Below are 23,684 nucleotides of genomic sequence, written 5' to 3'. Positions count from 1 at the left end.
GCTGCCACTGCTTCTGCAACTTGCATAAACAATGGTGCTGCTAATTCCAAAAACATGATTAAAGCAAGTAAAGCGGATAACTTCCTCATTTTTTTCATTTGTTCACATTCCCCTGTTGTTTATTTTAATGTAATGAAAAACCTCAACTAAGATATCGATAAATCAATTCCCAAAACCATAAATGCGTATATGAGTATATTTTTATAATTTTAACATACTAAAGTATCCTTCTCGTTACCGCTTCCTTGATATCAAGTTACCATTTGCATCATAGCTATAATGAATAACTTCGCCTGAAGGGAGTGTTACCGAAACAAGCTTCCCTTGCTCATCATAGGCATACCTACGCTTATTATCATTTGCTACAGAACCCGTGGCAGCCTTAATCGGATAGAGTTGTGTTTGCTTAATAACCTCTTTAGCCAATTGAGGACTGGACCATTGCAAAATTGCAGTAGCATGTCCTACATTCTCAAAATACTCTACACGTATCTCATATCGTTGTCCGGCATACAAATAGATTGGTATACTATCAAATTCACCTGCTTGATCAGCCCACTTATCCAGAATCAATTGATTATTCACCCATATCCTCACACCATCATCTGAATGGATGTGGAAGGTGTATGTCTCCTCTACAGGAGGCTCAATGTAACCGCGCCAGCGAACAGAGAATTGATCTGCATTTATGCCAGCAGCAGGTGATTCAGCAGCCCAAGAGTGATTAATCGCAGCTTCAGTGCGGGTCATTACGATATCCTTTAGTTCCATGTTGTTAAAATACTCAGCCGTTAACCCTACTCCCTTCACTTCATCAGGTGGGTATAGATTCGTTTGTGGAACAATTTCCTTGGAAATTGTTGACGTAGACCACAGCAGCTTAGATGTTGCATGTCCTGCGTTCTCAAAATATTCAATTCGGATTTCATATCTCTGTCCTTTCACTAAAGGCACAGAGGAACTAACGAATTCACCTGATTGGTCTACCCATCTATCTAGTACAAGCTGATTATTTATCCACACCCTCGCCCCATCGTCTGCGAGCATGTAGAAATTATATAGCTCCGTAGATTTAGGTACTACATATCCCGTCCAACGAACAGAGAAGGCTTCATTCGAGATGCTTTGAGTTGGAGATGCAGCTTCCCAATAGTAGTCGATCTTTGAATCTACCCTAGTCATCCTTAATTCTTCAAAATTCTTGCCGTTGTAATACTCACCCTTTAAGCCAACACCGCTCGTTGAGCTAGGCGGATACAATGCAGATTGAGGGACTACTTCTTTAGCTTGGCTTGGGCTCGACCATCGCATAATAGCTGTAGAAGCTCCTCCATTTTCGAAGTATTCAATTCGTATGTTATAGGCGTATCCTGCTTTTAATGGAATTGGACTGCTATCGAACTCTGCAACTTGAGAACTCCACTTATCTATTACTAATTGGTCATTAATCCATACTCTTAAGCCGTCATCTGTGATGATATTAAATATGTAATCCTCTGTGTATTTCGGTACAATTTGACCTGTCCATCTTATCGAGAACGTATCTACGCCCATACTTGGTTCAGGCGCGTCCAAACCTATGCTATGATTTACGTTTTTATCTACACGCGTCATTTTCAAATTGGTAAGATCCATATTATTAAAATATTCACCGCGCAGGCCTGTTCCAGCTGTTGCTTCTGGTGCAAATAAAAATTCGTTAGCTACGACTGCCTTGGGCTGACTAGGGCTCGACCATTGCAAATCTGTCCTTGCATTGCCGTCATTTTCCAAGTACTCTACCCTAATCTTATGCTTTTTGTTAGCCTCTAATTGGATAGGCTTACTTACGAAATCACCCGCTAGGTCCTTCCATTCATCAATGAGCAATTGATCGTTCACCCAAAGCCGTACACCATCATCCGATACCATATAAAAGGTATACGCTTCGCTAAATTTCGGTTGTATATACCCCGTCCAGCGTACAGAGAATGTGTCACCGTTTATTTCAGGCGAGGGAGAGCCCAAATCCCACTTGAAATCAATGTTGGCATCTGTGCGCGATAATTTAAGATTCGTTAGATTTTTGTTATCGTAATATTCTCCCTTTAATCCATTCACTGGTGTACCAGCAGCCTTAACCGTCTTCTTAGCTTGGTTAGCGCTAACGTAATTAGGAAACAATCCTCCGATTAAAATAAAAATCAATAGTACGCCTACCCAACCTAACATACGTGAATTCATTCCACAGCCTCCCTACTAATCTACCAACGGCTAGTCGCCTTATTCATCTTATAACAACGAAAATATATGTCCATATGAATATTTGTAAATTTATTTGATTTATATATAAATTAGCTTTTGTTATTCAAATTTACGTAACGCTCAATCAGACAAAAAGAGCATAAAAAACCTTGAAGGAATTTCTCTCCTTCAAGGTTTAAAGTCGCATGCATTTTAGTGGTAATGCCCTGTTCATTCACCCCAGTGAATGGGCTATATCACTTCACTTGAACATCATGAGCTTGGAACATGATTTGGTCAATGTAAATATGATTATGATAGATTCCTTTTTCATTGTTATGATCACTGAGCTTCACTCTGCCTCGCCATACGCCTTCGCTGATCTTCTCACCTTGAATCCACTTTATATCATCTTGTCCTTGGAAAGCGGTCCATGTTGGGAACTCCACTTTCTTAGCTGCATGATCTACCCCATATACATAAAGGTCATACCACTGCTCATCTAAGCGGACTGTATTTTTAAATTTCACACTTGGCTCTGCATGTACTTCTGTTATACTTATTATCCTTGTATTTCCATACTTATCTTCCGAATATCCATGAGTGTGGTACTTACCAGATTCATAGTTATGATTTCTAAAGTCCACTGTGTAGACCCAGTCTCCATTTTGTTCTCGGATTCCTTTTGCCCAAGGATGTAGAAGATCGTCTTGTCCGTTTTTATCCGTCCATGTTGGAAAATATACATTTTTTATATCTTTAGACAAGCCGGATATTCTCACCTGATAGTGTCCTTCTTTAAGTTCTACCCTTTGAGGTGCTGTAACTTTAATATTTTCATCAACAGCTACTTTTACTGAACCATCAATACCCTTCTTATCCCCATAAACATGTGTAACGTAAGTTCCAACTTCATCTTTATGCTTTTTGTAAACAACGGTTCCCTTCCACACTCCCGACGCTACCTTCTCACCTTGAATCCATTCAATATCATCTTGCTCATTTTGTAGCGTCCATGTCGGGAACTCTACCTGTTTAACATTGGGATCAACACCGTATACATAGACATCATGAGAAAGATCCTGTAGTTTCGATTGTGCTGGATATTTTACACCACCAACTGCCTCATATCCTATCCCAGCTATATATCTTTCATTTCCATCCTTATCATGTGAATAAATATGAGTTACATAACTTCCAAGCTCGTAATTGTGACCAGAGAATGGAATGTTCACTTCCCATTTGTCGTGGTCTATTTTTTGTCCTTGAATCCATTTCAGATCATCTTGCCCATTAGCTATCGTCCATGTTGGGAATTCAACTTTCGAGACGGTTGACGCAACACCAGATATTTGTATTTTTATGAACTCATCTTTTAGAGAAACAACCGATTTATAGTCTGTTTGCACCGTTTCTACCACTTTAAACTCAAGCTGCTTAATCGATGCCCCATTGATATAAATTGTAGACTCAAAAAATTCTTCACCATAAAGATATTTTTCCATAGGTATAACAGCTTTCCATACTCCATTTCCAAGTTTCGTCGCACTTGTTTCTATATAGTTTGGCTTTGACTTATCTTTACGTGTATGTACTTTCACTTCATGAGTAGTCGTTGGATTCGCCTTGATATACAAAGATATCGAAGCATTACTTGTCGAAAATACAAGCTTATCAGCCTGAACATATCGCTTAATTAAATTTCCCTTAAGATCATTCTGCTTAATAATCGTTTTTCCATTTTGAAACGTAGTATGGAGCTTCTGATCTCCATCATAGATATACACCGATCCTTTCGTGTTATCAGTGTTCACCATTATAGAGTTCGTTGCATCTACTTGTACTGCTGGTGCAGCAGATACAGGATGTACGGATACCTGGAATGCAATCGTTACAATTAGCAGCATCATAAAGGTGAATATAAAGATAGTACTCTGACTGCGTTTATTTTTATTTATATGTAAATTGAACGTTTTCAACCGTTATCGCCCCTCCGGCATCATTATTGTTACCGCGAATAAGAATGTACACGGATGCATGTGTAGCTTCAGGTGGAACCTCTCCGTTTGTACTTACTTTTACACTCTGCGCTCCTGTAACAGCATTTAGCTCTTTTGCATTCGTTTGCATGTATTTTCCTTCTGCATTAAAGAAGTCAATATAGAGCTGTACCTTAGCATCCTTCAATTCATGAATCTTTATATTTGCATTTGCTTCAAAATGACGATGCGGATTCACGTTAAATGTCTGAAGAATACCTACATATCCACCACTCTGAATACGATTGCCTTTTACAAACTGCGAAACATCTCCCTTACTATCGTTTACAAGCTGATACCGTTTATCTTGAGCTACCGATAAAGCAGATTTCCAATGAGCAGCGATATTATCATCAATATAGTAAGCATTAAAATCCCCGTTCACCGTGGTATCGCTCTCATCATAACTAAAAGTAATGTTATCGACTTGCATCGTACCCGCACTATTGTCTTTGTCCCCTCGAACCAAAGCATAGACTCTAGCTGATACCGCATTTGCAGGAACAGTGCCATGATTAACAAGATTAATCCAATGACCAACCGTTGTTGAATGATATGGGGTTACATTAGCACCGACAAACACTCCATTTTTATCAAGAAAATCTACATACAATTGAGCGTGTGCACCATTTAATTCACTTATCAGAAAATTGCCTGCCACTTTAAATTTCTTATTGGGCTCTACCTCTATGAGCTGTGCAATACCTCCCATAGCGCCACCGCTAAGCTGACTAACTTTTATTTCTTGCACATCATTAAACTGATCTCTTTTTCTTTCATATACCGTATTTTGAAGTCCTCCTGTATGTCTAGTCCAAGCCTCTGACAGATTGTGTCCATTGCTGATTTGCAAATGACCATTATAAATCAGGTTATTATCCTTACCATATTGGAAGCTGGCACTAGTTACATCGAGACTTCCCGATCCATTATTAGAGTCACTTCGGATTAGAAGATATGTGGTTGCCTTTTCGGCACCTGCTGGAACAATACCAGAAGTACTGTAAGTCGTATACATAGGAAGGCCATTATCTTGGTGAATGTCTTTTATATGAGCTCCAACCCATTTTCCCTGCTTGTCATAGAAATCGACATACATCTGCGCATGCGATCCTACTAACTGGTGGATATCAAATACAGCTTGATAGACAAATGGCTGGTTCGGTTTCACCGCGATCGTTTGACTAACACCACAGAAACTGTGCAGCTCTAACTCTGAACATTGAATGGAAAGCCCACCGTCTTCCCATTTGGTAAATGGTTTTACATCTGCTTTGCTATTTTGAATAACCCAGCCTTTATTACCCTTTTGAAAATGTTCAAATTGCCCATCTACAAGCCTATTTTGGACAGGCACCACCGCATTTTCTTTTACAACTTTATTGACCAGACTTCCATTTTCATTTCGCTTGTAGTCTACCTTCCTGTTGGACTTGTAATTATACTGGTACTCCAACTGCCCGTCTGCATTGTACACATACTCCGTAAGAGCACTTACGCTTGTAGCCGTAAACAACAAGACGCATGCCAGTATGACACAACAAATTCGTTTCATAGAAACCACCCTTTTAAGTTTGAAGATTTATTTTTGAGTTAGGAAAACATTCGCAGCATGTACCTTTCAGAAAATTAGAGGCCATAATAATCTTATAAATTAATATTATACATGTCTATATGAGCATTATTTATTTTAAATACAATAACTATTTATGTTGTATTAAATGTAGTAAAAGAAAAGCCTTGAGGAATTGAATCCTCAAGGCTGACTTTCTTTTCAAATTTACGTTCACTTAACAGCAGCTCTTTGAAAAACTGCGGAGTCCACTGTTAACGTCACGTTACCTCCAGACGTATTAAAGTGAATTCTAGCTCGACTAAAACTCATTAATCCAGTCCGATCCATTTACTATATGCTTCAAAGTATCTTCCAGTCGATTTAGACACGTACCAAGAACCTTTTAACGCAAAATAAACGAGTGAGTCCAGTTTTCCATCTCCATTTACATCACCCAGCAATTGACTCGTCGAAGACACTCCATGCCCATCCACCCATTTACTGTAGTTACCGAACCGTGCTCCATCTGAAATAGACGTGTACCATGTTCCCGTTTCCGAAAAATATACGACGGAATCTGCTTTCTTGTCTCCGTTAACATCCCTTAACAGTTGTTTATGCGATCCCGTACCATGCCCTTCTATCCATTGACTATACGCACCGAAGTTAGTACCATAGGCTAACGATACGTACCAAGTGCCGCTTTCTCCAAAGTACACAATAGAATCCGCTTTACCATCTCCATTTACATCTTCTACGAATTGATTATGAGAGCCGAGGCCATGTCCCTCTAACCAACTTGACTGCTGTCCAAAACTCTTTCCGTCTGATTGCGCTACAGACCAATTCCCTTTTTCCTTATTGAACAAAATACAATCCGCTCGTCCATCACCAGTTACATCTGCTATAAACGGTCGATACATTGGACTACCAAATCCCGTCTTCCACAATGAGTAGCCTTCAAATGAAGAGCCATTCGAGAGGGAAACATACCATTCCCCAGCTTCGTAAAAATGAACAATTGCATCTGATTTCCCATCCCCATTAACGTCGGCTATAAATTGCTGCTGAGAACCAATACCATGTCCAGCTAGCCATTTTGAATAAGGTTTGAACTGAGTACCAGTTGACAAAGAAACATACCATGCTCCTTCTTTCGCATAATACAGTATGGAATCCGCCTTGCCATCCCCGTTCACATCCTCGATAAATTGATTATCACTAACAGCAATAGCCCCTTGCTGAGAGACTACATTCCCATTCATATCATAGGTATATACCGTCATGATGCCAGATGAAGGAATCGAATGCGTCATTTGATTATTCTCGTTATATAAATAAGTTCGTTGCTGCCCGCTTTTCTTTGCCAGTAAAGGTGTAGCATGTGTAATAGTCGTTACGCAAAATAATAGTGTAAAAAGAAGTTGAAATTTTCGCATGTTGTTCAATAATTCTGCTCCTTCAAATTGATTTATTCTTTAACCAGGTAATTATTAGAAGTGATATTCATAACTCTTACATTCCGGTGATTAGTCAGCTTAATCATCTTATAAATCAATACATGCTATGTCTATATGAATAAATGTAAATTTATTTATTCTTGCCTATTATCATCCTTAACCATCTGTGGATCGCCAAGTAAATGAGCATTGGCAGGAAGTACTATCCGTTATTCAATAGAAATTAAGCAAGCCGAACGAACCTCTTCTTATCCAAGACAACATACAGCCTAAAAAGAACGCAAAAAAGACGCAAACACATAGTGTGCTTGCGTCTTTTAAGTGAGAAAGAATATATTATTTCAGTACTGTAAACCACACGTGCTAGTTATATAAACTCACAATTACCGAGCTTGCAAGTTCCGATCCCCATCGACCGTTTGACGACTACAGCTTTCCGCCACGCTCAAGCCAATTCGTTGGGAAGAACGAACCGATTTGAATCCCTGCCTGCTGCTCAAGTGCGCGCTTGTATACATATTCGCCTAACGCGATATCCAGTATGCCGAGACCAAAAGCACTATATACAACAGGCTTGCCCTGCTCCCTTGGGCGGGCATTGCCAAGTAAGATGTCGCCGATCGTGCAGCGAATAAACGCCCGATTCCCTGAGTGCTGCTCAGCCAAGTGGACTGATGTCTGCGCTCTGCAGCAATGATCGATATCGTCGACGATATTGTCGACGGTCAAGATCGCCTCAGCGCTTATATCCCGCAGCGACGTATGCAGAATTACGCTGTCCGGTGAGCACATAGACAGATCATGGATGTGAGGCTGTACTGCCGTCGTCGCCAGCGAGATCACGTCTGCATCTGCCAAGATCGATTCCATATCCGGTTTCAGCACGATTTCAATATTACCCGCATATTCCTGGCATTTTCGTTTGTACTGCTCAGCTCTTGCAGAATCGACATCATAGACGTACAGAGTATGCACTTCTGGCCTGACGCTCAGCAAAAAGCGGAACGTCTCATAGTTAATCAGTCCACAGCCGATCATCCCTACTTTGTGAAGCGGCTTGTTCGCCCACAAGCGATCCGCTGCGAGAGCCGCACCTGCTGCCGTACGTTGTGCGCTGATCACGGAGCTTTCCATAATCGCCTTCGGCCGCCCGTTCTCCATTGCATTTAATATGAGCGTCGCAGAAGCTCGCTCAAGACCTTGTTGAATGTTATTTGGAAAGGAGGCGATCCATTTCAGGCCAGCGACGTTGAAGTCTCCTCCGAGATAAGCCGTCAGCGCAATAATACGATCCCGCTCCTGCCTCGGAAAGCGGAGAAAGGTAGAGTGCGGCAGCTCACTATCACCAAGACTGTGCGTTTGATAGGCAGCTTGGACAAGTTTAATCGTTTCCTGTTCATGGCCCTGCAGAATATCAACAATTTCATCGCCTGTCAAAAGCACCATTTGCCCTTGCTCGATTGCTACACTACTCATCGATTCTTCCCCCTTTTAAATGTGATTGGACCCATTCTTCCGAATAAACCGTATCCATATAACGCTCGCCGCTGTCCGCTAATATCGCCACACAGGTAGAATTATCACTAATTTCAGGTTCAAGACGCTTAATCGCCGTAATAATGGCCCCAGAGGAGCCGCCTGCTAAAATAGATTCCCGCTGCAACAGTAAGCGGCACCCCTCCACACATTCCATGTCTGTCACATGCACCTGCTGATATTCCATGCCTGACTGAAACAGCTCTGGTACCCTGGCAGCACCATGGCCGGGTATTAATCGCTTGGCCTTTCCTTTGTCACCAAAAATCACGCTGCCTAATGCATCCACTGCCACAATCTTGGTATTCAGTCCGTGCTGCTGAATATACTCAAAGCACCCTCTGAACGTCCCGCACGTACTTACGGATAAAAACAAATAATCGAGCTGACCATCAAGCACGGTCATAATCTCATTCATGAGATGACGGTGTGCCAACGGATTGTCGAGATTAGCATATTGGTTGCACCAGAAGCTGTTGGGGGTGTTTTCCTTTAGCCAGCTAACACGATTAATTCTCGCTTGCAAATATTCACCTGTTACAGGATCAGGCTCGTTTACCATATCGATGATCGCACCATATGCTCGAAGCACTTTGATCGTCTGCTGATTCGTCTTCGGGTCAAGCACGCAAATAAATCGCAGTCCCAAATAGTTAGCAAGCTGGGCCAGCCCTACAGCAAGATTGCCAGAGCTTGATTCAATAATGGTGGTATCTTCATTGATGTCGCCGCGTTTCCACGCTTCCTTAATCATACTTAGAGCGGTGCGGTCTTTCATACTGGAGCCTGGATTGCACATTTCGAGCTTGCCGTATAGACTAAATCGGTTTTGCGACACAATACGCTCTAATTTTAGAAGAGGGGTGTTGCCAATTAAAGATAGGACTCCATTGTCCGGAAACGCGCGTGCTTCTATTGTATTTACCATCCTCATCATCACTCTCCACCTGATATGGCCACTCTGGATTACACTTGTGCTACCATTTCTCTACGACTATCGGGCACTTCTACCCAGTAGCGCTCTTTATGAAATGAATACGTCGGGAGCGGCACCCTATACGGCCTCGCTTCCGCCTCATATAGCTGATTCCATTCCACTGTAAGGCCGTTCGCCCATCGTTGAATCATTTGCTCAGCAGTCAGTTTCGCAGCAGTCCCTGTTGCATCGGCTTTCTTTCCATCGATGTGGTCTGTCCACTGCTCAGTCTCAACGTCTACGGCTTGAACGGTAGCTCTGTAATATTCACGTTCATCCAACTTGTCCTCGGCAAACCATAATAACTTACGATAAAGTTCATCCAACCCAGTTGCCGTCAGGCCAAGCCGTTCTTCGAATTCTTCCCTGCCAGATTGGAGTGTGTAGGCTATATCCATAAGCCTGTATGGGCGTTTATTCGCTGTGTTGTCAATCTGGTTGGCTCGTAGTGATGCTTGGTCGGACGGGCTGTCCTGCAGAAGCGGCAAAATAAATGCAGCCAAGTCCGCTGCATATTGGCGCAGCGATCGCTCGCTTTTGGCCGACAGCGGAATGGCATACTCTCGCTTAGCATGATCACCATTGTCAGCAGGTTCCTTCGCATAAAGATGCTGCTTGTTGACATACTCCTCGACAATCGCATGGGCGATCACCCCGCCGCCGCCAAAAGAACTAATGCCGGCTCTTCTTGGCTTACGCTGACCGAGCCGGTCTAAGGTGTCCTGCCATGGCGTGTTCTCTTGAAGGACGTAAAGCGGGCTGTCTGCCAGCTCCAAATAAGGATTCAGCTCTTGAATATTAGCATTGGCAGGTATAATGCCGTGCTGCATGGACATTACAATTTTGAGCAGGCCTGCTAGCCCACCTGCCGCTTCCATATGCCCAAGGTTAGATTTGACCGAGCCAATGCCACAAGCAAAAGAAGCTTTCGCTTCAGATGATTCACTTTCCAGCGACTCCTTCATCGTATTGCTCAGTGCATTAACTTCTACAGCGTCAACTAAGCTGATCCCGGGCCCATGCATTTCAACATAGCCAAGCGAACACAAATCAACAGAATGGCGCTTATAGGTTTCCTTGATCAGATCAGATTGAGAAGTGGATTTCGGTGCAGTAAAGGCGCTGGATCGACCGATGTGTCGAGTCGTGCACCCTCTAATTACAGCATGGATATGATCATGGTCGGCGATTGCTGCCTTTAACGGCTTTAAGACCACAGTAATGACACCTTCTGATCTGACATATCCATCTGCATCCTTGTCAAACGTTTTGCAGCGTCCATCACTGCTCAACTTTCCCAGCTCATCAAACACTGTAAATAATCGCGGACTTAGTATTAAATTGCTGGCCCCGATAATCGCTGTATCACATGCGCCGCTGCGCAGAGCTTCCACCCCCCGGCTTAATGCCGTAAGCGAACTGGAGCAGGCGGTATCTATAGCTTCGCTCGGACCAGTAAGATCAAAGTAATGAGAAATCATGTTCGGGATCAAGGTTCGCTCCATGCCTGCTGCAGCATGAAGATCCAGATTGTGCCCGCTTTCGCGGAGCACGTCCATATAATCCGTATAAGCTACAGCCATAAATACACCAACTTGGCGAGTAGACAGCTCAGACATCTTGTATCCAGCATCTTCTACCGCTTTCCAAGAGGCTTCCAGCATAAGTCGCTGCTGCGGGTCCATCTGGTGTGCTTTTTCTTCAGGCACACCAAAGAAACCGGCGTCGAATTTATCCACATCGGCGATAAAACCGCCCCATCTGGCCTTTGTATGTTCACCCGATACTTGGCGCCAATCCCATCGATCAGCAGGGATCTCCGTAATCACATCCACGCCGCCGATTAGATTGTCCCACATCTCTGACACGTTACGCGCACCTGGTGTACGAGCATCCATCCCAATAATTGCAACAGCTGATTCCATCCACTCTGCGTCCAAATCATCCGAAGCTTCTGCTGCTTGATTGCCTTCATCATGGAAAAGAACAGCCTCATCCCTTTGGAATGTCGCAGATCCACCATTTGATGCGTGACTGGCACTCACTGTGTAATTCGCGTCAAGACTTCCCTGCTGCCATCGCTGCAAAGGCTCAGCATACTTAGCTGTTACTTGCTCCAGATAGTTGTTCAGCAAATACTGAATAATACCCCTCGTTGTCGCAAAATCAAAAAATTGCGGTGGAGCAATCCGAATCCCGTATCGTTCATCCAGCTTGGCACTCAGTGTTATAAACTTAATCGAGTTAAAACCGTTCTCAATCAAATTAGCTCGCCTATCCAGATCATTAGCCGCCAAGTTCATCATCTCAGCGATAATCGTACCCACATCGTGTTCCATCCAGCCTTGTAGCAACGCCCGTAGTTCTTTTCCAGATGGCATGTCGGGAGTCGAAGGGGCAGCCTTAGCTGCAACCTGAAGGCCGACCGCATTTTCAGCTAGACTGTTTACCCCATTTCCAGTATTCAGCCATTCCCGATCGCGAACAGCCTCATTAGAAACAGTGCCGCTTTCACGCTTAGTTTCAGCTGAAGTATGCTCTTTAGATGGCTCTAATGCTGTTCCATCCACTCCATATTGATGCCCAATTTCCTGTAGCGTGTTGGCGGTTAGCCAGTTGCGGTCTATTTTGCCGTTAGCCGACAACGGAAACTGCCTCAGCTGCAGCCAGACAGCTGGTACCATATATTCCGGCAATGCTTGGCCCAGTAATCTTTTGAAGTTCTGATGTCCATCCGCAAAGGATGAAGATGCAGTCTCTGTGTCCGCAATCCAGAATGCAATTAGCGTCTTGTCCTCCAACGCCTCACCTTTTGCCACTACGACAGCCTCTTTGATCCCTGCCTGCTTTTGCATAGCAGCCTCAATTTCACCAAGTTCAATCCGGAAGCCTCGCACCTTCACTTGATAATCAATTCGCCCGTGGTATTCAATATCTCCGTTAGCCAAATATTTAGCACGATCACCTGTACGATACAATCTCCCACCTGGCTTGACGGCCAGATGATCGATCAGGAAAGCTTGCTGCGTTCGTTCGGGATCATTTAAATAACCACGTCCCACGCCTTCTCCGGCAACATACAATTCTCCAGTCGCACCAATGGGTACTGGTTCTAGATACCGATCCAGTATATATAGTCTCGTATTTTGGATCGAACGACCGATAGGCATGATGGTACGATGCTCCTCTGGCGGAGCATGTAGCACATAGTGAGCCACGTCGTCCGAGCATTCAGTTGGACCATAAGCATTCATCATCGGAACATGAGGATATCGTGCAAACCATCTTACACATAGATTTGGCGGCAACGCCTCGCCGGTTACAATCATCCACCTTAGACTATGAAGCTTGGCTGTCAGGTCAGGTTTCGCCTGAATGACATCAAGCACGGCATGCAGCAAAGAAGGCACCATTTCCAAAATGGTTGTGCCCGAAGCAGCAATGACATCGAGAAATGGAACTGGATCCATCACAAGCTCATCTTCAACGATTCGTGTCGTCCCTCCTAATACGATAGCGGAGAGAAATTGCCATACGGAGATATCAAAGCATTGAGAAGCATTTTGCACGACTACATCGCCTGGTCCAAGGGACAAATCATTTATTTTAGCGTACAGATGGTTTAACATGCCCCGCTGCTCCACCATGGCTCCCTTTGGTTTACCTGTTGAGCCTGATGTATAAATAACATAAGCCAGATGATCCGCGGACACGCGTACGTGTGGATTACGGCAATCTGCTTGTTGTCCGTACAACTGTTTTATGGGCAGCATCGCAAGGCGCATTCGATTCGTCTCTTGGACAAGAGGTTTGGATTTATCTGAGGAAGTAAGTAGAACTTGAGCATCACTGTCGCGGATAATACTAAGATGTCGACTTGATGGATGCCGTGGATCAAGCGGAATATAGGCAGCGCCGGATTTAAAAACACCTAGCATCGCAATCAGGAAATCACAGCCTCGATCTTCCAAAATGCAGATTCTATCATCGGGAACTACGCCTCTTGTTATTAGCGCAGCTGCCACTTCGTTCGAGTATCGATTTAATTGTGCGTAGGTGAGCGACGTTTTGCTGTCAACAACAGCTACAGCATGAGGCGTACGTTCAACCTGCTGCTCAAACAGCTCATGCAAGCGGAATTCACGAGGATATGATGTGTCTGTATCGTTCCATAATACAAGCTGACGCATTCGTTCAGAAGCGCTTACGATCGGAAGCTTGCTAATTGGCAGGTGCGGATTGTCCGCGATGCTGTGCAGCAGTGTTAAAAAGCTGTCTGCCATGCGGGTTATGGTATCCCGCTCAAACAGATCAGCATCATAACGCAATGCTCCTGCAAAGCGCTCACCGAGCTTCGTCATGACGAGCATCAGATCATTCTGTCCTTCTTCGCTTGGTAGATCAAATGGAGTCCACAATGCTGTGCTCGTGCTGTGCGCCTGCTGCGCTTTGCGGATATCATCGATAAAAACAAACATGACTTGCAGCAGCTGCTGCCGGCTCGGATCAGGCTTCAGCCCAAGCTTGTCCAACAGCAGAGCAAATGGATATTCCTGATGCTCCAGTGCTGCCAGCACAGCCCGCTTCACTTGGCTAGTAAAAGCGGCAAATGTCGGCTCTCCTGCACAGTCTGCTCGAATAACGACGGCATTGATGAAGTATCCGACTACGCCAGCCCACTCCGGCTTCGTCCGCCCCGTTGCTGGCGTGCCGACAAGCAGTTCTTCCTGACCGGTATAACGATGCAGCAGCACCAAATAAGCAGCGAGCAGCGTAACGTACAGGGTGCTGCCCGTATCCTGTGCTGCAGCCGACAATCTACCTAGCAGCGTGGAGTCAAGCTCAAAGGCGACGGAATCTCCATTTCCTCGCTGAACAGGCTGGCGAGGATAATCCACAGGTAGATGTATCGTCGGAAGTTCACCGGATAGACGATCGTACCAATAAGCAGCTAGCGACTCGCCTTTAGGCCCCGCCAGCATCTGATGCTGTTGTAATACGTAGTCCTCATACTGACAGTCAAGAGGAGGCAAGATGACCTCTCTACCTGTAATTCTTGCACGATAACAAGCTTCCAACTGCTCAACAATCAGATGGTACGACCATGCGTCCATAATGATATGATGTGCCGTCAGCACCAAACAGCAATGATCCTCCATCCGGAACAACTCCGCGCGAAACAAGGAGCCTCGCTCCAGACGAAATGGCTCCTTGCTGCGTCGAGTCATCTCTGCTCGAGCTTGCTCGACGCTCAATGCCCGACAATCGTAGGTTTGCCACCATACACGATGTTGGTCATGGACGACTTGCAACACATCAGGGCCGTCGCTCCAAAAAGTGGAGCGCAAAGCAGAATGTCTCTCCGTCAACTGTTGGCAAGCCTGCTCCAATGCATGTTCGTCTACTTGTGATGTCAACCGTAGGCCAAGCACCGTGTTGTAAGCCGCACTTTCCGGGTAAAATTGATGCATCATCCACATCGCCTGCTGGGCTGGCGACACAGGGGAAACTTGAAAACTGTTTCCACCGCTCGTAAGTTTGATGAACTCTGGCCGATAGGCGAGCAGTTCCGCCCGCATCGACTCTGTCATGACGCCGCCTTCATCGCTGTAGCGCAGCCTGCCTTCGTCTACTTTAAAGGCAATCCCTTTTAGCATCAGTTCATGAAGCAAGGCAAAAAACCGCATACGGCTCCTCCTTTTTCTTATAACTCCATCCAAACCACTTCATCTTGCTTCTTTTCTTGCTGTCCCAGAGCACGATGTCCACTTTGCTTAACTTGATCCATTCGCGGTTCGCTATCTTCCATATCCAGCCATTGCCGCTGTTGCGCATCATTTGAATGCTCTGCTGCAGTCGCTTCAGTAAGTTTAACGGCAAGTTCATGATCCCCGCCTTCCAGCAGTTGAATCAGCTCACGTGTATTCAAGCCATCCATAAGCTGCACCATCGTAACTTCAAGGCCATAATCCTTCATAATCGTATTCTGGATATGGATCGCCACTAACGAATCCAGACCCAATTGAATAAACGGCAATTCCTCATCAAACGAATGTACAGAATGCTTCGACTGAATGCCTATACTGTGCCTTTCAAGCAGCTCGTAGACATACGCCCTCGCGTCTGCTGAGTCATGGGCTGTTGGTGCTTGAATTTGCTGAGGCAAAGCCGCATTGGTGGGCGCGTGTTGAACCCAGTAGCGCTCCTTTTTAAATGGATAGCCCGGCAATCTTAATCGCGAAGGATTAATAGGGATGTCCCTATACAAGTCATGCCAAGGAACAATCCCACCATTCACCCAGGTAGTGGCTGCATCCATTACATGCTTGAGCTCGTTCGGCGGCAAACCATCTCGTACACTTGCTGTAAAGGGTGTATCGGATACATTCCATTTCGTAATCACATGAGGTGAGGTCTGATTGTTTACATAACTATTCAAGCCTACTAACAGATCTGACAGTTGAGCAGCGAGAATTACCACACGTTCCTTCATTGGTTCGCGCCCAATCTGAAGCGTATATGCCAGTGACTTTACGATTTCGGGATTATTAGAGCCCTTGCTGCCAATCCATTTCTGAAGCTCGGCGGCATATCGAATAAGTCCATCTGCATCTGGAGCAGACAAAGGAAATACATACTGTCCAACAGAGCCGACATTCCTTGCATTTGTCGCACGTTCAGCATCTGCCGCACTCATGACATCAACATGTGAAGAGGAAAAACCGCTACCTGTTCCCCTTTGTGTGGCAACCTGAGGATGCACTTGCGTTGAGCAGGCAATCTCCTGAACTGAGGATACATACTCTTCTATAACTAGATGGGCGTTCGTGCCACTGAATCCGAAAGAGCTCACCGCGGCGCGTCTTGGTTCAGATGCAGCAGTGTTCCATGGTCGCAGCTGCGTATTTACATAAAATGGACTCTCACTTAACGTAATGTGATCATTTAAAGCTTCAAAATGAATCGTCGGCGGCAGCAGCTTATGCTGCATCGAGAGAAGAACTTTAATAACACCGGCTGCTCCAGCAGCTGTCAGCAGATGACCGATATTACTTTTAACCGAGCCAAGGGCGCAGTAACCTTTTTTTTGCGTGTAGGTCTGGAAGGCAGCTGTCAACGCTTCGACTTCAATCGGATCGCCTAATTTCGTGCCTGTACCGTGAGTCTCGACCATCGTAATCGATTCAGGATCAATGCCAAAACGCTCGTATACATCACGTTCCAGCTCACTTTGAGATTGACCGCTAGGGGCTGTAATCCCGTTTGTTCTGCCATCCTGATTCATCCCCCAGCCGCGAATGACACCATAGATAAGATCCTCATCCCGGACAGCATCGGCCAGACGTTTGAGCAAGATAACCCCAACACCTTCACCTGGCACAAAGCCATTAGCCCGATTGTCAAACGTAAAGCAGCGCCCGTCCGGCGACAGCATACCTGCCTTGCTTGTCATAATATGCATCTCGGGATTAGTCAGCACGCATACACCGCCTGCCAGCGCCAAATCACTATCTCCTAGCTTCAAGCTGTTGCAGGCTTCTGCAATCGCAACCAATGAGGCGGAACAAGACGTATCTATTGCTAAACATGGGCCTTTTAAGTTAAGAAAGTAGGAGATTCGGGCAGGAAGGATCGCAATAGAACGTCCTACCAGTCCATACGCGCTCATCCCTTCGTTGCCCATGAGATGGTCGTAGTCGTTCACGGAGCAGCCTGCGAATACGCCGCAGCGGCTGCCCGCTAAGCTGGAAGGTGCAATACCAGCGTCCTCCAGACTCCTCCAACAATGCTCTAGAAACAACCGCTGCTGCGGGTCCATCAATTCGGCCTCAGCAGGAGACAAATGGAAGAAGTGAGGATCGAATTGGTCTGCCTCTTCCAATACACCCATCCACTTGGAATAGCTTTTCCCAGGCTTCTTGGGGTCCGCGTCGTAGAACGACATATCCCACCTCTTTGCGGGTACTTCACTTATACAGTCGCGCCCTTCCGCCATATTACTCCAAAATTGCTCCATTGTGTTCGCCTGCGGAAACTGCCCGGACATCCCAATGATAGCAATAGCATCGGAGTCTCGTTTACGATCAGCTGCTCCCTTATTTCTCGCATCATATGAATCACGTATAGCTCCAAAAGGCTGGGGGGATGGTTCGTGTTTTAGCTTTGGTTCTGCTGCAGGCGCTTGCTCATGCATCCATTTCGAATTCGATATAGCGTCCTGTACCTCTTGTCTCAATTCTTGTACCGAATCTTGTGTCCGTGCGCGCCCTTCCGCTGCACGCTGTTCCTGTCTCGAAGCCTCGCTAAGTCTATGCTTAGCCTCCTCCAGACTAATTTTGCCCTCCTGCAGAGACCGTAAGATCGCTTGTGCGTTCATTTATCTCCCTCTTTAACTGTAAATTTCATCTCATTAATTACCAAATAAGTGTGTAATCCGCTCTTTAACTTCCGCTTGGTGAATCGTCTGTTCATGCATTACAATTTCCTGCTGGATGACTTCCGAGAGCTGTTCCCGGATTGTCCTTGTCAAATGATGCTTCAAAGTAACCAGTGATGCTCGCGGCTTCAAGGCCATATTTCGTGCCAATTCCAAAGCCTCCGCCAGTACATCCCCTCTCGGGACAACGGAAAACGGAACGCCACGTCGCTCCAGTTCGCCCCCGCGATAAGCGTTGCCTGTCAGCAGCATTTCGCTGCCAAGTGAATACCCCAGCTTATATGGCATAATAAAGGTAGCACCCATGCCTGGTGTAAAGCCGTATTTCATATAATTGGCTGTATATACACTTTCGCGACTCAACACTACAAAATCGGCAAAGAGTCCCATCGACAATCCCCCGCCGATTGCATGCCCCTGCATCGCCGCAATAACTGGAACCGGACATTCTAAAGACAGTTGAAATACAGATGCATCTGTAAATACGGCCTGGCCTGCATGGATAGACAATAACCCTTCCTTCGTGCCCCCGGATGAGAAATAGCTATCATATCCCGTCCAGATGACTGCACGGTACCGCGTATCCGCTCCGATAAGACGAAATGCCGCTTGTAGTGAAGCGGTCATGTCTGGAGTAAGCATGTTTTTATGCTCGCGGTCTTCCATTTGCAGCAGTATGATCCCAGGTTCTATTTCATTCATTTGAACAATTGATTGTTTCATAACTGGCGCTCGCTCCTAGGCTTCCCATGGAAATAGTCCTGTCGCGGCATAACGGCTGATCCTTTCACGATTGGAGGGGTCGGCAAACATCGTTTGATTAGCCCTAATCGCCTCTGGCTTAGCAGCCGATATGTCATCACGAAGCTTGGACATGTATAACTTGTAGTACACAATACTTTCCCTTGATATCCGAGTCAGTCGCGGGAGGTGCTTCCGCAGCAGCAGTTCACTGTCAGGTCCAACCGCATCAACCAGCCCCCATTCATACGCTTGGCGTCCACTGATTGCTTGCGTGGATAACGTTAAATAGTGTGATCGCTGATAGCCTATACGACGAATGAGAAAGGGCAGCACACATGCCGGAAACAAACCAAACAGCATTTCCGATAAACTGAACTGCGCCGAATCTTCTGCAATAACCATATCGCAAGCTGCTGCAAAGCCCACGCCACCCGCATTTACCTTTCCTTTTACATGTGCAATTGTGACATACGGTCCGTTAGCCAACTGTTCCCATAACGCATAGAGGGGAGCAGCTACATCAAGGGCCTCGGATCCTGCTGCATCATAACTGCTTACATGCTTAAAGTCGGCACCAGAGCAGAACACATCCGGCAATCCCTCCAGCACAATGACCCTGGCATGATTGTTGCAATCCATTAGTGCCTCCGAACATTCCATGATCATACGGCCATTAATTGAATTGTCCGCATCTGGCCTGTACAACTGGATATATGTCACTGGGCCTTGATGACGAATACGGATGGTCTCGTAATGGCTGCTCATGTGACATTCGACCATTTGTATATGCGGTGATAATCGCGTATTTCATCAAGCACGAGTCGGGGTCCTGCATGTTTGGTCACGGCCTGTGGAATAAACAACGGGTCAAGCTTAGCGTTGCGTGTGCCAAACTTGACAATATCGCTTGCTTGCAGCACGGCTTCGTACTCATCCATGGCCAGCGAATAACGCGTTGATAGTTGGTGCCCAATCGCCAGTTGACGTTGACGCTCCTGCCCCTCAGGTGTCACGACACCACTGAAAAATTCTGAACAGCACCCTGATCCGTATGAAAAACAGCCAATTCGTTTCGGTACGTCAAACGTGCCTAAATCAATCGTACTGGTCAGCGCAAGAAACAGCGTGGCCCCCATAATGTTGCCGACTCGCTGACAATAGTGCAGGCCTGGAAGCACGCGCTCTGCAAAGTCCTGCTCAATCTCGGCGGATTTTGCTTTGACCATCTTGCGCATCATCGTGCGATGAGCGCCTTTGACCATGCCGCCAAAAGGCGTATGATACGCCATATAATCAAATGTATCCCGATAATGAACCCCGCTCACCCGACGCTCATATTCCAGATAGGTTTGCTCACAACAATCTAGATAAGAGAGCAGTGATAGATCCGCATTACCAGCTTCGCTATCAGGCACTGGTCGACAGGTATCCATGACCTCATAGCCATAATAACCATTGGCGCCAGGATCGACCTGAAAGACTACCGGCTGCTCCGAAACAAGCAGTGCCACAGCGCCCGCCCCGCCACTGGGCTCCACAAAAGACCAATCCGGTGACAATTCATCCCCTTCTTCAACCTTCAAGTAGCGAGAGATATCCGTAGCAACGACCAGTACTTTCGCACCCGGCGATACTTGCGACAACACAAAATTAACAGCCATCTGAAAGCCAGCGGTCCCCGCATAGCAGGCTTGTTTCAATTCAAACAGCCTGCAGTTGCGCGACAGCCCCAAGTAATGGTGAACATAGGTGCTGATGGATTTACCAAAATCGATACCCGATTCCGTGCAAGTAATCAGCATCTCAATCCGATTCTTTTCCGCTTCGGACATCGCGTCAATGATTGGCTTTGCTGCATTCACCGCAAACGTTACGGGGTCCTCATTTGGAAGTGCGACTGACTTTTCTACCATTAACAAATTTTCAAATCGGCCTGTGTCCAATTTTCGATATTTAGCCAACTCCATCACATTTAGGCTTGCCGTACCTCCAAAAGCATTCATTGCTTCTATTCCTGCTGAGATCATTTGCCCTCTCCCTGCTTTCCGTTCATAGTCGTTGCAAAATAACGGCTGTGTTCATGCCGCCAAATCCCATGCTTAAACTTAATGCGTTCCGTAATTCATGGCCCATCGACTGATCCGCGACCCAGCGCAGCGTTGGATCGATCGGCTCATACAAATTGCGAGTGGGATGCAACTTGTCATTCTTGAGCTGGAGCAGTGTTGCTACTAGTTCCACGCTGCCCGCTGCACTAAGTCCATGACCTGTAATCGACTTGGTCGCATTCAAATATGCATGGGCAAGACCACAATCGCGAATGACCTGTAATTCAGTCTCGTCCCCAATTGCCGAACCTGTCCCATGCGTGTTGATATAATCAATTTCACTTGAACCGATCCCTGCGGAGCTCAACGCCTTCTGCACGGCACGTGTCTCTCCCTCCACTGAAGGGTTCGGGTTCCGATTGCCATCCGTTGCCATGCCCCATCCGGCAACTCGGGCATAAGCTTTTTGTCCGCGATCCGCCGCATGCTCCGCACGCTCAAGAACGATCGCACCGCAGGCTTCTCCGTAGATAAATCCGTCTCGCGAACGGTCAAAAGGTCTGCAAGCCGCAGCAGGTTCATTCGCATAACGATCAGAGCCCATTGCTCCAAGCGAGCGCAATGCCTGGCATTCCAGGTAAGATAAATCCATCAGGGCACCCAGAGCAATGACAACGTCAGCTTGACCGGAACGAATCGCCTCTGCTCCAGCAATTACCGCAGCTTGACCACTTGCTGAAGCCCCACCTACCGTGTAGGCGAATCCTTTGATATTAAACTGCTCCGTACACGTACCGCATAGATCACTATCCATAAAAGTAAGCGCGTAAGTTGGTCTCGTGTAGAGTGGGCGATCCGCATAAGTATCGTAGGTGAGCAGTTGCTCACGCTGCTGTACATTTGAGCCACCGATAATTAGGCCGATCCGCGTCGGATCTACATTGTCCAGCTTCGCTTCTTCCCACGCTTCCAGCAGCGTGATCAGCGCGGCTTGACTGGTAAGCGATGCTCCACGCCATAAACGCTTAGCGATTCGGTCCGCAGGCAGCATCGGGGCCAATTCCGCCCCGATAAAGCTGCTCTCCTTCTGCCGTCCCGGCCGCTCCATGATGCCAAAAGCATGATCACCACGGAAAAGCGCATCAGCAAATGCCGCTTGCCCTTGTCCTACTGCAGAAGTTATTCCCGCTCCGGTGATCCACACATTAGACGAGCTGCATTTTGTCATAAATAAGGTCCACCAATTCACCAATGTTGGTTGCGCCAAACAATTCAACACGAGGAATCTGCAGCGACAATGATTCCATCGTCATCATTACAATTTCGGCCCGATCGACAGAATTAGCGCCTAGATCTGTCAAACGGTCTGTATATTGAAACGTGTGTTCTTCGAGTTCTGGCATCAACTCACGACTATGATTGATAACAATGTTAAAAATTTGTTCCTTGTCCATTTAAACGACGCCTCCTAATGTTATAAGCAACTTTTCTGCTTGCTGGATGTCAAGCTTGCCTGCTTGTACTTGCTGCAGCACGTGATCGACAGACGGCTGTGAATCATCAGAATCAACCATGCGCGAACTTAGATGTGCGGCGAATTCACGTAGTGTCGGATAATCGTACAGCTTGGTTGCTGTAATTGTTGTTCCATATTGCCGGTTTACTGCACGCAGCCATTCAACACCAACGATCGAATCCAGGCCAAGATCAATAAATTTGGCCTCGGGATCAACCTTATCGGTCGTTAAATACAAAGCTTCCGCTAGTGTTATAGTAAGTTGTTGCAGCAGCGAATCGATTTGCCTGCTTTCTATTGGGAAATCGGGTACGGAGATAGCTGAGACTGGTGGTGAAAAGCGCTGTCCCTCAGCAATTGTCTTGTGTTCGGCTATTGTCGGAGTCAATAAAAGACTTGTCTCAACCTGTTGCAATTGATTAGCTAAATAGAATGCTAGAGCACGTACATTCGGGTAGTCATACACTTTTGTGGCCGGGACAGTAGTGCCATAGCGACGATTAATGGTACGCATCCACTCTACCCCGATTATCGAGTCCAATCCCATCTCTATAAATGGCTTATCTGGATCGATATCCGCAGCACTCAAATATAACGCTTCTGCTAAGCTTGAAGTCAATTCCTCCTGCAGCCGCTGTGCCAGCACTGAAGCAGCTTCCGTCCCGTTCTTGACAGTTGTCTGACCTGACCGTTCATTAACTAGAGGCTGTACACTGTATGGTATCGGGACAGCTTGCACAGCAGTCGCTACGCCAGTGTGATTGTTTTCAGCTGCATAGCCCGAAAGTGATCGCAGCTTTACAGTCGCTCTCTCGGCTGCCGATGAATGGCTGGCCTCTAACGGCCTATTACTGGCAGGCTTAAGCTCGATGCCTGTCGGCTTCGCTGCTACATGGTTTAAGACAGATAGCGATGGAGCATCAGGAGCAGGAGAAGAAAGCGCAGGTTGCAAAGTGTCTCTCCATTCCATTTGCTCATGCTGACGATTTGACGATTCTGTTTGGAGTGTGTCTCGTAGAATTTGGCTCGTATGACCAGCCCCGTCCATTGCCGCAAGTGACTGACCAAGCTGGCTAATCGAAATGGAGGCCACAGTAGTCGGATGGCGATGATCGTTAGGGTGCGATGTCTCCACTCCGTTTACGTGATG

The 23,684-nt window shown here is 46.3% G+C and carries 13 protein-coding genes and 1 pseudogene; all 14 read right to left on the bottom strand.

Annotated features, from left to right (window positions below; genetic code table 11):
* Positions 1-234: 234 nt before the first annotated feature.
* The gene (locus FPZ44_RS03360) at positions 235-2,223 is read right to left on the bottom strand and encodes a PA14 domain-containing protein (protein WP_144987383.1); all 1,989 of its coding nucleotides are present in this window, start codon (positions 2,221-2,223) and stop codon (positions 235-237) included.
* Between the two features lie 257 nt (positions 2,224-2,480).
* Positions 2,481-4,202: a GBS Bsp-like repeat-containing protein gene (locus FPZ44_RS03355; protein ID WP_144987381.1), complete on the bottom strand. Its 1,722-nt coding sequence runs from the start codon at positions 4,200-4,202 to the stop codon at positions 2,481-2,483.
* On the bottom strand, positions 4,174-5,817 hold the full coding sequence (locus tag FPZ44_RS03350; RefSeq protein ID WP_144987379.1) for a hypothetical protein: 1,644 nt from the start codon (positions 5,815-5,817) through the stop codon (positions 4,174-4,176). Before FPZ44_RS03350 ends, FPZ44_RS03355 begins: the two co-directional genes overlap by 29 nt.
* A 329-nt stretch (positions 5,818-6,146) precedes the next feature.
* Positions 6,147-7,256, bottom strand: a complete 1,110-nt coding sequence (locus FPZ44_RS03345; protein WP_261378363.1) for an FG-GAP repeat domain-containing protein — start codon at positions 7,254-7,256, stop codon at positions 6,147-6,149.
* A gap of 447 nt (positions 7,257-7,703) precedes the next feature.
* Positions 7,704-8,753: a 2,3-diaminopropionate biosynthesis protein SbnB gene (gene sbnB, locus FPZ44_RS03340; RefSeq protein WP_144987375.1), complete on the bottom strand. Its 1,050-nt coding sequence runs from the start codon at positions 8,751-8,753 to the stop codon at positions 7,704-7,706.
* Positions 8,746-9,750, bottom strand: a complete 1,005-nt coding sequence (gene sbnA / locus FPZ44_RS03335; protein ID WP_261378188.1) for a 2,3-diaminopropionate biosynthesis protein SbnA — start codon at positions 9,748-9,750, stop codon at positions 8,746-8,748. Before sbnA ends, sbnB begins: the two co-directional genes overlap by 8 nt.
* Before the next feature lie 29 nt (positions 9,751-9,779).
* Entirely contained in the window at positions 9,780-15,476 is a 5,697-nt protein-coding gene (locus tag FPZ44_RS03330) for a non-ribosomal peptide synthetase (RefSeq protein ID WP_144987373.1), read from the bottom strand.
* Between the two features lie 17 nt (positions 15,477-15,493).
* Complete coding sequence (locus tag FPZ44_RS03325) at positions 15,494-18,166, bottom strand: type I polyketide synthase (protein WP_186785898.1); 2,673 nt, start codon at positions 18,164-18,166, stop codon at positions 15,494-15,496.
* Between the two features lie 33 nt (positions 18,167-18,199).
* Positions 18,200-18,949: a polyketide synthase gene (locus FPZ44_RS03320; protein WP_144987371.1), complete on the bottom strand. Its 750-nt coding sequence runs from the start codon at positions 18,947-18,949 to the stop codon at positions 18,200-18,202.
* Positions 18,950-18,964: 15 nt separating this feature from the next.
* Positions 18,965-19,735 (bottom strand): enoyl-CoA hydratase/isomerase, encoded by a 771-nt coding sequence (locus FPZ44_RS03315; RefSeq protein ID WP_186785897.1) that lies wholly within the window; start codon positions 19,733-19,735, stop codon positions 18,965-18,967.
* The gene (locus tag FPZ44_RS03310; RefSeq protein ID WP_144987367.1) at positions 19,732-20,997 is read right to left on the bottom strand and encodes a hydroxymethylglutaryl-CoA synthase family protein; all 1,266 of its coding nucleotides are present in this window, start codon (positions 20,995-20,997) and stop codon (positions 19,732-19,734) included. Before FPZ44_RS03310 ends, FPZ44_RS03315 begins: the two co-directional genes overlap by 4 nt.
* A gap of 22 nt (positions 20,998-21,019) precedes the next feature.
* Positions 21,020-22,246 (bottom strand): beta-ketoacyl synthase N-terminal-like domain-containing protein, encoded by a 1,227-nt coding sequence (locus tag FPZ44_RS03305; protein ID WP_144987365.1) that lies wholly within the window; start codon positions 22,244-22,246, stop codon positions 21,020-21,022.
* On the bottom strand, positions 22,224-22,472 hold the full coding sequence (locus FPZ44_RS03300; RefSeq protein ID WP_144987363.1) for an acyl carrier protein: 249 nt from the start codon (positions 22,470-22,472) through the stop codon (positions 22,224-22,226). Before FPZ44_RS03300 ends, FPZ44_RS03305 begins: the two co-directional genes overlap by 23 nt.
* Positions 22,473-23,144 (bottom strand): annotated as a pseudogene (locus FPZ44_RS26730) (acyl carrier protein); the annotation flags it as partial.
* Between the last annotated feature and the right edge of the window lie 540 nt (positions 23,145-23,684).

The organism is Paenibacillus agilis (assembly GCF_007786455.1).
GTDB lineage: Bacteria > Bacillota > Bacilli > Paenibacillales > Paenibacillaceae > Paenibacillus_B > Paenibacillus_B agilis.
Note: the sequence above shows the minus strand (reverse complement) of the source record. Positions and strands in the feature narration are given on the sequence as shown.

Bases quoted from the DNA above. Each gene is read 5' to 3' on its own strand.
- FPZ44_RS03325 (WP_186785898.1), bottom strand. From the start codon at position 18,166: ATGAACGCACAAGCGATCTTACGGTCTCTGCAGGAGGGCAAAATTAGT.
- FPZ44_RS03330 (WP_144987373.1), bottom strand. From the start codon at position 15,476: ATGCGGTTTTTTGCCTTGCTTCATGAACTGATGCTAAAAGGGATTGCC.
- FPZ44_RS03310 (WP_144987367.1), bottom strand. From the start codon at position 20,997: ATGATCTCAGCAGGAATAGAAGCAATGAATGCTTTTGGAGGTACGGCA.
- FPZ44_RS03360 (WP_144987383.1), bottom strand. From the start codon at position 2,223: ATGAATTCACGTATGTTAGGTTGGGTAGGCGTACTATTGATTTTTATT.
- FPZ44_RS03300 (WP_144987363.1), bottom strand. From the start codon at position 22,472: ATGGACAAGGAACAAATTTTTAACATTGTTATCAATCATAGTCGTGAG.
- sbnB (WP_144987375.1), bottom strand. From the start codon at position 8,753: ATGAGTAGTGTAGCAATCGAGCAAGGGCAAATGGTGCTTTTGACAGGC.
- FPZ44_RS03345 (WP_261378363.1), bottom strand. From the start codon at position 7,256: ATGCGAAAATTTCAACTTCTTTTTACACTATTATTTTGCGTAACGACT.
- FPZ44_RS03350 (WP_144987379.1), bottom strand. From the start codon at position 5,817: ATGAAACGAATTTGTTGTGTCATACTGGCATGCGTCTTGTTGTTTACG.
- FPZ44_RS03320 (WP_144987371.1), bottom strand. From the start codon at position 18,949: ATGAAACAATCAATTGTTCAAATGAATGAAATAGAACCTGGGATCATA.
- FPZ44_RS03305 (WP_144987365.1), bottom strand. From the start codon at position 22,246: ATGACAAAATGCAGCTCGTCTAATGTGTGGATCACCGGAGCGGGAATA.
- sbnA (WP_261378188.1), bottom strand. From the start codon at position 9,750: ATGATGAGGATGGTAAATACAATAGAAGCACGCGCGTTTCCGGACAAT.
- FPZ44_RS03315 (WP_186785897.1), bottom strand. From the start codon at position 19,735: ATGAGCAGCCATTACGAGACCATCCGTATTCGTCATCAAGGCCCAGTG.